Source organism: Massilimicrobiota sp. SW1139, assembly GCF_012027715.1.
In the GTDB taxonomy this organism is placed as follows: Bacteria; Bacillota_I; Bacilli_A; order Erysipelotrichales; family Coprobacillaceae; genus Allocoprobacillus; species Allocoprobacillus merdigallinarum.
This window is the reverse complement of sequence record NZ_SJOR01000003.1, coordinates 162405-175964: the sequence shown is the minus strand read 5'-3', so window position 1 is coordinate 175964 and position 13560 is coordinate 162405. Positions and strand designations below refer to the sequence as shown.

Here is a 13560-nt window from a genome sequence, read left to right as displayed (position 1 = left end):
TATAATTTTATTGGTGTTATTTGTATAATATTGTCGGCTTTAAAATAATAATGTTTCAAAAGCAATAATAGCTTCGCCAAAGAAGGTATTAGGACGATTTAAATCATGTGAAAATGAGTCATATTGTTCAATAACGATTGGTAATGTAGAAAGCTGAATAATAGGGGATTGAGGATTACCAATAAAGCTAATAATAGGAACATGATTATGATAAGCCGTTTCAATCATTTCGTTTAAGCGTGGTGTTTTTCCTGAATAAGATACAACGATAAAAATGGTATTATCAAAAAAGTGCTGACTAAACATTTCCATATGGACAACACACATTGCCGAATAACCTAAAAGGGTTAAACGTTGTTGCATATATTCAGCAATAGGAGCGGAAAAGCCTAAACCAAAAACAATAATGCGTTCAGAATGATCTTGGAGTAAAGAATGGAATTGTTGATAAAAAGAACGATATTGTTCATGATAGTTGATAGTATGATTATCCTTGGTAGATGTCAGATGATAAATCATATCACTATAACCATCAAAACCAAACTTTTTACAGAGTTTATAAATAGTAGAAGTACTGGTATAGTTATCTTTTGCCATTTGACGTATACCAATTGACTTGAGTTCAATAAGATGTTCTTGGATATAACTCACAATTTGTTTCTCTAGATTATTCAATTCAAATTTTTCTGATAAATGCTCAATATTCATAAAAACACCTCCAAAACAATTATGTCATATTCAAAAGAAAGGAGCAAGAATTCATGGCTAAAAAAATGTATGACCCATGGTCAAAAATTACAACAAGAAATGGTTATGCTGGAGATGAAGTCATTTCTGCTTTACAGAAATCTATTCGTAGAGGTTTAGAAGAACAAGCGTGTATGTTTGCTTATGAACTCTATATTTCATCACCTCAATTAGAAGAAAAATTATGGAGAAGATTATTAACAATTTCAGTAGAAGATATTGGTATGGGAAATCCAATGGCAGCTGTTGTTGTGAATAATTTATATCAGATGAGTAGAGAATTTGATTATGCTGATGGAGATAGACCTATCTATTTCATTCATGCCATTAGATATATGTGCCAATCTGAAAAAGATCGTTCAAGTGATTTATTGAAAAATATTTGTATCAAATCTTTTGCAATGGGGAAATTACCAGAAATTCCTGATTATGCATTAGATAAACATACACAACGTGGACAGGCAATGGGAAGAGATTCATTCCATTTCTTAAATGAAGCGAGCCGTGTTTATCCACAAAAAGAAATTGATAATGATTATAAAGAAAGATATGCCAAAATCTTAGAAGAATATGATCCAGAAAATGTTGTGGATACAGCATTTACATTTAATGGATGGCAATTTTAAAAGGGAGAGTAAAAAATGATTAGTCGATTAGAACAGTTATTATCACCACTTGGAAATAAGCTAGGAAATCAAAGACATTTACAGGCTATTTCTAATGGGATGATGATGTCACTTGCATTGATTGTTGTAGGATCAATATTTTTAATTATCGCCAATCCACCAATTAATTTAGATATCGTGGATATGAATACAGGAAATATTTTCCTAAAAGCGATGATTGCCTGGAAACAATGGGCAGTAGCGAATTATAATACTATTACTATTCCATATACAATGACTATGGGATTGATTGGTTTAGTGACAGCATTTGGAGTTGCTTATTCATTAGCTGAAACTTATCAAATGAAACCAGCAATCAATGGAATTATTTCTATGTGTGTATTCCTTATGATTTCTGCTCCTGTTACTGATGGACAATTATCAATGACTTATCTAGGAGCAGATGGTTTATTTGTCGCATTAATTATTGGTTTAATTTCAGTTGAAATTTGTCGTGTTGTTGGAAATAAAATTGTTTTTACATTTCCAGAAAGTGTACCAACAGCAGTCACAAACTTTGTGAATTCATTATTACCATTAGCAGCTAATATTATCATTATCTATGGTTTAAATCTTGTCTTAATGGGTGTTAGTGGTCAATCATTACCACAGTTTGTTATGAGTATTTTAACACCAGCTATTTCAGGTGTTGATAATGTTTGGGCTTATATGGGAATCTTTGCCTTTTCTAATATTTTATGGTTATTTGGGATCAATGGATCATCTATCATTTTCCCAATTGTGTTCACATTAGGAATTACAAACTCTGGACTGAATGCCGATTTAATCAATGCTGGACAAAGTGCTGAACATATCATGAACTTACAGATGTATAGATATGCTGTATTGGGTGGTGGAGGAAACACTTTAGGTCTTGTCTTATTAATGTGTTTTTCTCATGTGAAACATTTAAAAACAATTGGTCGTTTAAGTCTAGTCCCAGGTATTTGTGGAATCAATGAACCAGTTATTTTTGGTGCTCCAATTGTATTAAATCCAGTTTTAGCTATACCATTTGTTTTAATGCCATGTATTTCTATTGGTTTAGGATATCTTGTTCAAAGCATTGGTTTTGTAAGCATGGGATATATTGTTGATCCTTCATTTACACCATTCTTTGCACAAGGATTCTTATCAGCATTAGATATAAGAAATGTTATTTTCATGTGTGTATTAATCGTGATTAGTATGCTTGTTTATTATCCATTCTTTAAAGTCTATGAAAAATCAATAGCTCAAAAAGAAGGTGTTGAAGAGAAATAATCTAAGAGTTATTTCTCTTTTCAAATTGTTGATTTTGTAATTGTTTAATAATTTGAAACAGTTCTAAAGCTGTTTCTTTTTTATTGGATAAAATCCAATAATAACAGATTTGGAAATAAGAAACTGTATAATAAATCATAAAGTATTCTTTATATTGATGAACAAAAGAGTTATTTGATTGATTTAAACTTTGGAGTATACAATCAGTATTGTATTTAGATATATAGGGTAATAAATCCCATTTATTTAAAGCTAATAAAAGAGCAGTATTGTCATCAAAAAAGTGGATAAAGTCTAAAATAGCCTCATCACTTGTAAAATAAGAGATATCTTTATATTTATGTTGGAATGTCTTTTGATGAGCCTGTTGATAAACTTCTTTTAAAACATCTTCTATTGATTGATAATTATTATAAAAGGCATTTCTAGATACTTTAGCTTTTGTGACTAGGGAAGTGATTGTGATGTTTTCAATAGGCGTTTTTTGTAATAAATTGATTAATGCTTGCGTTATTTGATATTTAGAATAATCAGATTTGTTCATAGAATCACCACTTTAATTATATCAAATAGAAACAAAAAGAGTAATAGTGTCCTTATTATCTATGAATCATTGATAAAAGAAAGTAAAAGTTTTATAGTTTTTTCAGGAGGTAAAAAACATGAAAGATTATTTTGGTTATCAGGATCAGGTTGTTGTGGTGACAGGAGCTGCTTCAGGTATGGGAAAAGCAACAGCAGAAATGTTAGTGGATTTAGGAGCAAAAGTTTATGCGTTAGATTGACAAAAAGTTGAAGTAGAAGGGATAGAAAAACAAATTCAGGTTGATTTAAGTCAAAAAGAATCTATTGATCAGGCTTTTATGAATATTCCTGAACATATTCATTCATTTTTTGGAATTGCTGGGGTATCAGGATCTAAACATGACTTTATAACAACATGTCAAATTGATTTACTGGCAAATAAATATATCTGTGAAGAATATTTAATTCATAGAATGCAAAAAGGTGATACGATTGCATTTATGACTTCAACAGGTGGCAATGGATGGGAAAGAGACGATAATAAGGAAGTCTTCATGCCTGTACTTCAAGCTAAAAGCTGGGAGGAAAGTGTAGAAGCATTAAAGAAAACAGGAATGGCACAAATGCCAGGAACAATGGGTTATCCATTTAGTAAATTAGCTATGAATTATTTAACAGTACAACTCCAATCTGTTTTTGCAGTCAAAGGCATAAGAGTAAATGCAGTTTTACCAGGGTCTACTGATACAGGTATGAAAGATGAGTTTACACAAATGGCTGGTGGAGAAGAAGCGTTATTATCACATTGTGGTTATGCAAAACGTCTAGCTAAAAGTGAAGAAATGGCAATGCCAATTGTCTTTTTAAATAGTAATATGGCTTCATATATTTCTGGTGAACATTTGATTGTAGACTATGCCCAAACAAGTGAAGAAGTTGCAGGTATTAAACCCGTAGGACAAGTTATTTCTTTAAAAGGTATTTTAGAATATATGATGAAACAATAAAACACTAGGCCACGACCTAGTGTTTTTAACTATATAAAATACTTTGATAGTATTCTTTTGTTTTCTTTTCAAAAGCTTGGTTCATATCCACCTGTTTTTCAATGATTTGAGATTCCATTTGTTGAATTTGATGATCTTGAGGAATGCTTTGATCAGCAATCACATTCACAGCAGATATAGTAGCCTGTGGAAATTGCATTTGTAAATCGTTTATCATTTTTTGAATTTGATTTTGAATCTGATCTTTAAAGTCATTGAGTAAAGTATCAATAATAATCAAAATCATATGTGATAAAGAATAATCCTGATCAACCACCACATAAGCACCTAATGCCTGTTGCTGATTGATTGTATTTAAGGTGAACTGTTGCGATAAATCCATTTTTTCAACAAAGTACAGAGGACTACAAAAAACATATTCTTCTTTTTTGATTATAAAAGGATTGTCTTGATTAGGTTGAACAAAAAGAACATCTTTATATAATGAGAAAATAACATTATCATTTTCAATAGGTGTCATTTTTTTCAATTCTTCAATACCTTGATTAAAAGTCAATAACATATCTTCATCATAGTTCATTTGTTCGACATAGAGTTGGATATCTTCCTGATGTATACAATCAAGATATTCGTATAGTCTTTTCATAACCTCACCTCAATCATGGAGTATAGCATAAAAGTTATGTATATGAAAGAAAAAAACAGATATAAATTTTAAAAAATAATGATTGACTCTAAACTTCACTTTAGGGTTATGATAGAATAGAATAACAAGGAGGTTTTATCGTGAAAACAAAGAAATTAACATTTGGTGCTATGTGTTTAGCCATATCTTTATTACTACCACAGGTTTTTCATATTATTGGTATGCAACAGGCAGGATCAATTTTTTTACCAATGCATTTGCCAGTTTTTATAGGGGGAATGCTTTTAGGTCCTATTTATGGTTTGTTTTTAGGGATTTTTGCTCCATTGACAAGCTTTGTTGTGACTGGAATGCCTTCTGCGGATCGTGTTCTTTTTATGATGAGTGAACTTGCCACTTATGGAATGATGAGTGGACTTTTATTCCATCAGTTCCATTTCTCTAAACAAAAGTTTGGAGCATTATCAGCACTTATTATTTCGATGATTGCTGGTAGAGTTGTTTATGGTATTGTGATTTCTATAGCAACATACATTTTTGGCATTCCTCTTGGAGGTATTCCTGCTGTCATTGCAGCAACAACAACGGGTATTCCAGGTATTATTATTCAATTGATTTTTGTACCAACTATTGTCATGGCGATTGTTAAGGGAGGATATTTTGATGAAGTTGCAGCAACTGCAAAAAAAGCTTAGCGAAGAAGGATTATCATTAATTGCTGATAGACAGGGAGAAATCTATACATCAAAGCTTCATGGCATAGGACCTATTATAAATCCTATGAAGGAAGATATATATTATTTTGAAGATGCAATCGTAGTTGATAAAGTCATTGGAAAAGCAACTGCAATGTTACTGATTTTATCAAAAGTGAAATACATTTATGCCTATGTCTTAAGTGAAAAAGCCAAAGAAATATTAGAATATTATCATATCAGTTATGATTGTGAAAAAGTTGTTCCTTATATTATCAATAGAACACATGATGGTATGTGTCCTATGGAAAAGACTGTTTATGATATGAATGATTTAGATGAAGCTTTTATAGCTTTAAAACATAAACAAAGTGAATTAATGAAACAATAATGTAAAAGCATCGCATTTGGATGCTTTTTTCATATAGACGACATCACTCATAGTAAGGTTTCATGTCATGATAATCATTCTTTGTGAATAATATCGTATAAAATGATTTCAGACAAAACATATCTATTATATAATAGAAATATAAAGGAGTTGTTTCATATGAAAAATAAATATGACTATCCTCGTCCACAATTATATCGAGAAAGCTTTCAATCATTAGATGGAGAATGGTTATTAAACCAGCAGACTATTCAAGTTCCTTATCCACCACAAGCTCCTTTGTCTTGTTATCAAGGGGAAATAGGTGAACATCTTCATTATCAAAAGACATTTATATTAGATGATCTTATGCTTGGAAAAGAAAAAAGTATTCATTTGCATTTTGGTGCTGTGGATCAAATCGCAAAAGTCTTTATAAACTATCAATGTGTAGGAGAACATCAAGGTGGATATTTGCCATTCTGGTTTGACATTACATCGTTTATTCAAGATGGAGAAAACCTTTTAGAAGTTCAAGTCACTGATCAGCTATCTGATCTTTATCCTTATGGCAAACAAAAAGAAAAATCAGGTGGTATGTGGTATACACCAGTATCAGGTATTTGGCAATCTGTCTGGCTTGAAGCTGTACAATCACATTACATACAAGATTTAAAAATAACCCCATCTTTAGATCAGATACATCTTCATATTGAAACAACAGCTGATCACTATCAAGTCAGTATTGTCGCAGATGAATTATTTTTAAAAGAAACATTTCATGATAAAGATATTGATATAGACATACCATCTTCATATCGTCATTTATGGACTACAGAAAATCCATATCTATATAGAATATTTATAGATACGGATAATGATCATGTAGAAAGTTATTTTGCTTTAAGAACAGTAGAGGTTAAAAATCAGGATATTCTATTAAATGGAAAGCCTATATTTATACATGGTGTTTTAGATCAGGGGTACTTCCATGATGGATTATATTTGCCTCATCAAATGGATGAGTATGAAAAAGATATTTTAAGAATGAAAGAATTAGGATTTAATTGTTTAAGAAAACATATTAAAGTTGAACCTGAAGCATTTTACTTTGCTTGTGATCAACTTGGAATGTTAGTCATACAAGATCATGTTAATAATGGGCAATATCATTATATCAGAGATACAGTTTTACCAAACTTAGGTTTCAAATATCGCTTGGATCATGTAAGAGGGAAACAGCTTCAAAAATATATATTTCAAAAACATATGTTGGACACATTGAAGCATTTATATAATCATCCTTGTATTATTGGATATACTATTTTTAATGAAGGATGGGGTCAAATTCAAGCTGATGACATGTATCAATTATGTCAAGACTATGATTCATCTCGTTTTTATGATGCCACTTCTGGATGGTTTCATCAAAAATTAAGTGATGTTCAAAGTGAACATGTTTATTTTAGAAACAAGGTATTAAAAAATAAACAAAATCGACCTATATTATTAAGTGAATGTGGTGGTTATACAAGAATTGTTGATCAGCATGTCTATTCTTCTCGTCATTATGGTTATGGAACAACCCATAGTGAAGAAGAATTAACGGATCAGATGATAAAAATGTATGAAGAAATGGTGTTACCATCTATTGATCATGGCTTATGTGGATGTATTTATACACAATTATCAGATATAGAAGATGAAATCAATGGTTTATATACATATGATCGTCAAGTATGTAAAGTCAATAAACAGCGTTTATTGAAGCTACAAAAACAAATTCAAAAAACATTTGAGGAAAAGAAAAGAATATAATGATGTTTATTCATTATATTCTGATACATTTTCCTTTTTTTCATTTTGAATATAATATTGAGTATCTTTGATAATATCTGCGAGTGTGATGCTTTTCAATTCATTTTCTAAAGCTTTTTGAACTTGTATTAATTTGTTATCCAATATATGATGAATATTTCTACCTACTGGACATTGTGGATTAGGGTTTTCATGAAAATGAAATAATTCACCATTTTCAATACAGTCAACAGCATGATAAATATCTAAAAATGTAATATCTTTTGGATCTTTAGCTATCGAGGCACCTCCACTACCACGTTGCACATGAACAAGACCAGCATTTCGTAACTGAGATAATATTTTTCTAATAATCACTGGATTTACATTGACACTTTCAGCTAAAAAATCACTTGTTATTTTGGTATCTTTTTCAAAAGTATCGATACAAGAAAAAATATGTACAGCAATAGTAAAACGACTTGAAATTTGCATATCTACTCCCTCTTTCTTTTCTGCTTTGATTATATAGGGCATTTGATGTAATGTCAATGTTTACAATTACAATATTTGTTCCATCATGATTTTTAAAGGCGTCATACCACATTTTTCATAGAATTTCATTGCTGATTCATTTAAACACCAGACATTTAACGTCACATGATAATAATGTTGCGTTTTCGCATAGTTTAAAACATATTCATAAAGCTGTTTTCCAATATGCTGACCACGACATTTTTCATCTACACATAAATCATCAATATAAAGTGTTTTTTTATTTTCATAATGATGTTGTTCTATACAAAAGACGTATCCAAGGATTTGATGAAGATGATCTTCATAAACAAAGATTGGTCTTGTATCATCTTGTATGACTTGGATAAGTTGTTCATCTGTATATTTTTTACTTCCATGTTGGAATAAATCAGGTCGTCCATCAGCGTGTACATTATTAACTTGAAATAATAAATGATTAAGACTTGCTAAGTCTTGTATTGTTGCTTCTCTAATCATAAAAATCCTCCAATCTTTATTTCTATTTGTCAATATGATATTATGATTATTAATAAAAATCAAGGAGGTATCATATGTTACATCAAGGAACAAAGCAATTAGAGAGTCAGCGTTTTATTTTACGTCCGTTTCAAAAAGATGATGCCAAAGCAATGTTTGAACGTTGGGCAAGTGATGAAGAAGTGACACATTTTTTAACTTGGAAACCACATAAGAATATTCAAGTCACACAACAGATTTTAGACGATTGGATTAAACAATATCAGAATTTGAATTATTATAATTGGGCTATTATTATCAAGGATTATGATCATTTACCTATTGGCAATATATCAGTTGTAGAAGTGAATGAGAAAACTCATTTAGCTGTTATTGGATATTGTCTTTCACGCCAATATTGGCATCAGGGAGTCATGAGTGAGGTTCTGGATAGAGTCATTGATTTTCTTTTCAATGAAGTGGGCTTTGAATGTATTCAATCTCATCATGATCCTTTAAATCCACATTCTGGACAAGTTATGTTGAAATGTGGCATGACATATGAAGGAACTTTGAGACATAGTGACTGGAATAATCAAGGGATTGTAGATGCATGTTATTATTCCATTTTAAAAGATGAGTATAAAAAGAAAGGTTAGACTTTCTTTTTATATATATTTTAAATATGAAGTAAACTTCATATTTCTATTGTATAATTATAAATAAGAATATATAATATATATGAAGTAAACTTCATATTGGAGGTGCTTATGAAAACAAGAGTTAAAGAATTTAGACTTCAAAAGGGAATGACACAACAGCAGTTAGCAAAGATGGTTCATGTTTCCAATAGAACCATTATTTCCATTGAAAAAGGACAATATAACCCATCACTTATGCTGGCATATCGTCTTTCTCAAGTCTTTCATGTTTCCATTGAAGAATTATGTTGTTTAGAAGATAATTTAAAGGAGGAAGAATCTCATGATCAAAAATAAAAGAAATTTTTTCATAGCTATTATCATGACGCTATTATCTTTTGTTGCCTTCATTATTTATATGAAGACTAATGAATATCGTTATTTCATAACCATGCTAGTAGGTATATTTTATGCAATGATACAATATTATCAGGCATTTTCTACAAGCATCTTTGAAGAATTGAAGATATATAATGATGAAAGAGATGATTTCATTATCATGAAAACAAGTCAGCTTCTTTTAAGAATAATGAATTATATTTTATTTATAATGGTTTTTATTTTTTTAATGAGTTATGCGTTATTTGGTATTGGCACATTGCTGATTATATCTTTAACATTGATTGGAATATTAGTCTTTATATTTTTAGGGACACTGTTTATCAATATTTATTTAGAAAAAAGAAATTAAAAACACAGAAATACTACTTCTGTGTATAAATATGATGATTTTCATATAAATGAATATGTGCCGGTAAAGAATGATTAAGGACTCTTTTGACATTGACACCATCAGAATTTTCATAGAATTGTTTGGCTAAATGATAAGGATTACCACCCATCATTTTACGTTGAATCAAGCGTTTCTTTAGCTCTTGAATAGGAGCTTCAATAAAAAGAGAATCGTCAAATAAAGTATGAATATCTTTCCATTTCTCTTCATTGAGCAATAAGTAATTACCTTCTAAAAGAACTATTTTTTGACAGATATGAATTTGATCTTCAACAGGATTATGCAAAACTCTGTCATATATAGGAAAATCAATATCATTTGTTTGCATATCTTTTATCTTATTAATGAATCTATCCACATCAAAAGTTTCTGGACAACCTTTGACATCTTTCATGCATATTTTTTGTTGATCTTTAATGATATAATGCGTATCCAAATAATCTTGATAACGGTGAAAACCATCCATGCCTAAAGCCTGTAAAGGTGTCACATTGGAGATATTTTGTGATAAATATTCAAGAAATAGTGAAAGTGTTGTTTTTCCAGTTCCAGGCGGAGCAGCTAAAAGAATCAATAATCTTCGATTCTTTTCTTTTTGCATTTGCGTCCATTTTTTCAATAAAGGAATAAATATATTTTGAATATTCTGTTCATCAAATTGAGCCTTTATAAGATGTCCATTGACATTAAGTTCATAAGTTTTCATAAGTCCTCCTAAGGAATAATAATTTTTCTTCTCTTTTTATGACAAGTTTTTTCATAGAGTAAAGATTGTATATTCATCTTGATGAGTTCATTACGACGAAAAGATAATGAATGGATTGTCTGTTTTTGAATATCAAAACAATAAAGTTTTGTGACACAATTGATAAAAAGATAATGATAGAAATCATGAGGAATATCTTTTTGGATTAAAAATGTTTTTAAGCTTTCTTGAGATAAATTATGACAGTGAGAAAAAATATAAAGTCCATTATGCAAATATCTTTCATACTTTTTACACTTGATAAGTTTACGTTCAATAGCATCATCTATTTTTTCAAAAACAAAAGAAATGTTTTGATCATCATGATCAAAGGGTGTCATATCCAATGTTTTATATAAAGGTTTTTTCATATCAGCAACCGCTTCTTCAGGTGTTAAAGCCTGAGTGACTTCTATGCCATGATGATAAAGAGGAATACGCAAATCAGGACGATCTGATAATAAGATGTCTTTTTCATCAATATCAAAGAAAGTAGCTAATGTTAATGCAGCATATTTTTCAAAATAATTTTTACTATAAGTTTCACTCATTTGGACACCATCCTTTCTTCTATTATCTCATAGAATACAGGAAAACTCTAGAATCTATGCTATAATAAAAAAAGATTGGAGATAAAAATATGTGTGGAAGATATTATTTAATTAAAAGGATATATGAAGTTTTAAAGGATATGGAGATGGATGTCGCTTCATCATTACAAGTGACAGGAGATTGTAGGCCTCATCAGATGTTGCCAGTCATCATTCAAGAAGGAAATCATTGTCAAATAAAAATGATGCAATGGGGCTATACAATCAATTCAAAACTGATTATTAATGCCCGTAGTGAAACGATTTTAGATAAGACATTATTTCGAGAAGATATTCAAAATCGTCGTTGTCTTATTATAGCGAAAGGATTTTATGAGTGGGATATTCATAAACATCAGATATCTTTTGAACCAATGGAAGATATTTTATTGATGGCAGGCTGTTATAATAAACAAGGAGAATTTGTTATTATAACAAAAGAGGCTAATGATGTGATGCAACCTGTTCATTCGCGAATGCCAGTTATGTTATCACCTCATCAAATCAATAGTTGGTTTGATCAACAAAGCTATCAAAAATATCTTCAGTGTGAAATACCTTTTCATATTGTATCAGGCATCTTACAGCAATCTTTATTTTAAGCAAATGGATTGCATTTTCATAGCAGAGGTATTATGATGAAACAAAGGAGTGAAGGATAGATGTTAGAAGTTGGAACAATGGCCCCAGATTTTACTTTATTAAATCAAAATGGTGAAGAAATATCATTAAGTCAATATCGAGGACAGAAGGTTATTTTATATTTTTATCCAAAAGATAATACACCTGGATGTACAAAACAGGCTTGTGGATTTGCACAATTATATCCTGATTTTGTCAAAAAAGGAGCTGTTATTTTAGGTGTCAGCAAAGACAGTGTCAAATCTCATAAAAAGTTTGAAGAAAAATATCAGTTACCATTTACATTGTTATCAGATCCAGATTTAGTAGCTATACAAGCTTATGATGTATGGAAAGAAAAAAATATGTATGGTAAAAAGGTTATGGGAGTTGTTAGAACAACATATTTGATTAATGAAGAAGGGATTATCGAAAAGGCATATACAAAAGTCAAGGCTGCTCAAAATCCAAATGATATGTTAGAAGTTTTAAACGCATCTTTATAGATGTGTTTTTTTTGTTATAGACTAGAAACAAGACTTGAATTTCTTTATAATAAAGCATATAAGGGGAGGAAGACAAATGATTCGATTAATTGCGACGGATATGGATGGCACTTTTTTAGATTCACAAAAAAAGTTTGATAAATCTTTTATAGATTTGTTTTATCAAATGAAAGAGAAAAATATAAAGTTTGTTATAGCGAGTGGGAATCAATATTATCGCTTATATCAAAAATTTTTACCTCTTAGTGATCAGATGTATTTCATTGCTGAAAATGGAAGTTATATTGCGAAAGGAACAACAGAATTGCATTGTGATGTGATTTCATATCAAAAAGTGAAAGAAATGGTACATATTTTATCACAATACCAACGTATTTTTATCATTTTATGTGGGAGAAAAGGTGCTTATATTTTAAAAGATTATTTTGCATATAAAAATGAAGTTAAAAAATATTATTGTGCTTATTCATTTATAGATTCTTATGATGAGATTCATGATGATATTATGAAGATTGCCATCTATGATAAAGAACAGCATATTCAAGATTTATTAGATGAGATTCGTCAACAGTTACCAGATGGCGTTAAGATTGTTACATCAGGAAATGAATGGATGGATATTCAAAATCAGCACATGCATAAAGGGGTAGGTATCAAATTTTTACAGGATACATACCAGATCAAATCAGAAGAATGTGCAGCCTTTGGAGATCAAATGAACGATTATGAAATGTTGCAGGAAGTCAAATATGCTTATGCCATGTCAAATGCAGTCCAGCCAATTAAAGACATTGCATATAAAGTGATTGGTTCTAATGATGAACAGGCTGTTTTAAAGAAGATAGAGGATATTTTAAATGATTGATATATTTATACTTTTACAAAATATATGATAAAAATATACTAAAACGCTAAAAAGTGATGTTATATTTTCATAATTAGAAAATGAAAAACAA

At 30.1% G+C, this 13560-nt stretch carries 20 protein-coding genes; 13 read left to right on the top strand and 7 right to left on the bottom strand.

Annotated features, from left to right (window positions below):
• Nucleotides 1–39: 39 nt before the first annotated feature.
• Nucleotides 40–708, bottom strand: coding sequence for a MurR/RpiR family transcriptional regulator (locus tag E0K96_RS03305; protein WP_168081150.1), 669 nt, complete (start codon nt 706–708; stop codon nt 40–42).
• A gap of 53 nt (nt 709–761) precedes the next feature.
• Between E0K96_RS03305 and E0K96_RS03300 the strand changes: the two genes are divergently transcribed.
• Both E0K96_RS03300 and E0K96_RS03295 read left to right on the top strand, forming a co-directional pair.
• Nucleotides 762–1373, top strand: a complete 612-nt coding sequence (locus E0K96_RS03300) for an AAA family ATPase (protein ID WP_168081148.1) — start codon at nt 762–764, stop codon at nt 1371–1373.
• Between the two features lie 15 nt (nt 1374–1388).
• Entirely contained in the window at nt 1389–2675 is a 1287-nt protein-coding gene (locus tag E0K96_RS03295; RefSeq protein WP_168081146.1) for a PTS sugar transporter subunit IIC, read from the top strand.
• A 1-nt stretch (nt 2676) separates the two neighbouring features.
• On the opposite strand, the gene E0K96_RS03290 is transcribed toward E0K96_RS03295, so the two are convergent.
• Complete coding sequence (locus E0K96_RS03290; RefSeq protein ID WP_168081144.1) at nt 2677–3219, bottom strand: TetR/AcrR family transcriptional regulator; 543 nt, start codon at nt 3217–3219, stop codon at nt 2677–2679.
• A gap of 118 nt (nt 3220–3337) precedes the next feature.
• On the opposite strand from E0K96_RS03290, the gene E0K96_RS03285 reads away from it, so the two are divergent.
• Nucleotides 3338–3460, top strand: coding sequence for an SDR family NAD(P)-dependent oxidoreductase (locus E0K96_RS03285; protein WP_168081142.1), 123 nt, complete (start codon nt 3338–3340; stop codon nt 3458–3460).
• A gap of 78 nt (nt 3461–3538) precedes the next feature.
• Nucleotides 3539–4207, top strand: a complete 669-nt coding sequence (locus E0K96_RS03280; protein ID WP_168081140.1) for an SDR family oxidoreductase — start codon at nt 3539–3541, stop codon at nt 4205–4207.
• A 25-nt stretch (nt 4208–4232) separates the two neighbouring features.
• Here E0K96_RS03280 and E0K96_RS03275 read toward each other — a convergent pair whose 3' ends face one another.
• Nucleotides 4233–4853, bottom strand: coding sequence for a hypothetical protein (locus E0K96_RS03275; RefSeq protein ID WP_168081138.1), 621 nt, complete (start codon nt 4851–4853; stop codon nt 4233–4235).
• Between the two features lie 140 nt (nt 4854–4993).
• Here E0K96_RS03275 and E0K96_RS03270 point away from each other — a divergent pair, with 140 nt between their 5' ends.
• The 3 genes from E0K96_RS03270 (at nt 4994) to E0K96_RS03260 (ending at nt 7736) form a co-directional block, all read left to right on the top strand.
• Nucleotides 4994–5548, top strand: coding sequence for an ECF transporter S component (locus E0K96_RS03270; protein ID WP_168081136.1), 555 nt, complete (start codon nt 4994–4996; stop codon nt 5546–5548).
• Complete coding sequence (locus tag E0K96_RS03265; protein WP_168081134.1) at nt 5517–5939, top strand: DUF1893 domain-containing protein; 423 nt, start codon at nt 5517–5519, stop codon at nt 5937–5939. Before E0K96_RS03270 ends, E0K96_RS03265 begins: the two co-directional genes overlap by 32 nt.
• A 159-nt stretch (nt 5940–6098) precedes the next feature.
• Nucleotides 6099–7736 carry a glycoside hydrolase family 2 protein gene (locus E0K96_RS03260; protein ID WP_168081132.1) on the top strand — a complete coding sequence of 546 codons (1638 nt, stop codon included), beginning with the start codon at nt 6099–6101 and terminating at the stop codon, nt 7734–7736.
• A gap of 6 nt (nt 7737–7742) precedes the next feature.
• Here E0K96_RS03260 and E0K96_RS03255 read toward each other — a convergent pair whose 3' ends face one another.
• Both E0K96_RS03255 and E0K96_RS03250 read right to left on the bottom strand, forming a co-directional pair.
• Nucleotides 7743–8210, bottom strand: a complete 468-nt coding sequence (locus E0K96_RS03255; RefSeq protein ID WP_087304399.1) for an Rrf2 family transcriptional regulator — start codon at nt 8208–8210, stop codon at nt 7743–7745.
• Nucleotides 8211–8276: 66 nt separating this feature from the next.
• Nucleotides 8277–8729, bottom strand: a complete 453-nt coding sequence (locus E0K96_RS03250; RefSeq protein WP_087297644.1) for a GNAT family N-acetyltransferase — start codon at nt 8727–8729, stop codon at nt 8277–8279.
• A 74-nt stretch (nt 8730–8803) separates the two neighbouring features.
• On the opposite strand from E0K96_RS03250, the gene E0K96_RS03245 reads away from it, so the two are divergent.
• The 3 genes from E0K96_RS03245 (at nt 8804) to E0K96_RS03235 (ending at nt 10100) form a co-directional block, all read left to right on the top strand.
• Nucleotides 8804–9367, top strand: a complete 564-nt coding sequence (locus E0K96_RS03245) for a GNAT family N-acetyltransferase (protein ID WP_168081130.1) — start codon at nt 8804–8806, stop codon at nt 9365–9367.
• Between the two features lie 111 nt (nt 9368–9478).
• Nucleotides 9479–9706, top strand: a complete 228-nt coding sequence (locus E0K96_RS03240) for a helix-turn-helix transcriptional regulator (RefSeq protein ID WP_087243620.1) — start codon at nt 9479–9481, stop codon at nt 9704–9706.
• Nucleotides 9693–10100 (top strand): hypothetical protein, encoded by a 408-nt coding sequence (locus tag E0K96_RS03235; RefSeq protein WP_168081128.1) that lies wholly within the window; start codon nt 9693–9695, stop codon nt 10098–10100. The genes E0K96_RS03240 and E0K96_RS03235 overlap by 14 nt, the downstream gene beginning before the upstream one ends.
• A 13-nt stretch (nt 10101–10113) precedes the next feature.
• Here E0K96_RS03235 and E0K96_RS03230 read toward each other — a convergent pair whose 3' ends face one another.
• Together E0K96_RS03230 and E0K96_RS03225 are read right to left on the bottom strand one after the other, a co-directional pair.
• Nucleotides 10114–10848: a nucleoside/nucleotide kinase family protein gene (locus tag E0K96_RS03230; RefSeq protein WP_168081126.1), complete on the bottom strand. Its 735-nt coding sequence runs from the start codon at nt 10846–10848 to the stop codon at nt 10114–10116.
• A gap of 8 nt (nt 10849–10856) precedes the next feature.
• On the bottom strand, nt 10857–11438 hold the full coding sequence (locus tag E0K96_RS03225) for a hypothetical protein (protein ID WP_168081124.1): 582 nt from the start codon (nt 11436–11438) through the stop codon (nt 10857–10859).
• Between the two features lie 89 nt (nt 11439–11527).
• On the opposite strand from E0K96_RS03225, the gene E0K96_RS03220 reads away from it, so the two are divergent.
• The 3 genes from E0K96_RS03220 to E0K96_RS03210 all read left to right on the top strand — a co-directional run bounded on the left by E0K96_RS03220 (nt 11528) and on the right by E0K96_RS03210 (nt 13469).
• Complete coding sequence (locus E0K96_RS03220) at nt 11528–12079, top strand: SOS response-associated peptidase (protein ID WP_087304403.1); 552 nt, start codon at nt 11528–11530, stop codon at nt 12077–12079.
• A gap of 60 nt (nt 12080–12139) precedes the next feature.
• Complete coding sequence (gene bcp, locus E0K96_RS03215; protein ID WP_087297639.1) at nt 12140–12604, top strand: thioredoxin-dependent thiol peroxidase; 465 nt, start codon at nt 12140–12142, stop codon at nt 12602–12604.
• Between the two features lie 76 nt (nt 12605–12680).
• Nucleotides 12681–13469, top strand: coding sequence for a Cof-type HAD-IIB family hydrolase (locus E0K96_RS03210; RefSeq protein WP_168081122.1), 789 nt, complete (start codon nt 12681–12683; stop codon nt 13467–13469).
• Nucleotides 13470–13560: the final 91 nt, after the last annotated feature.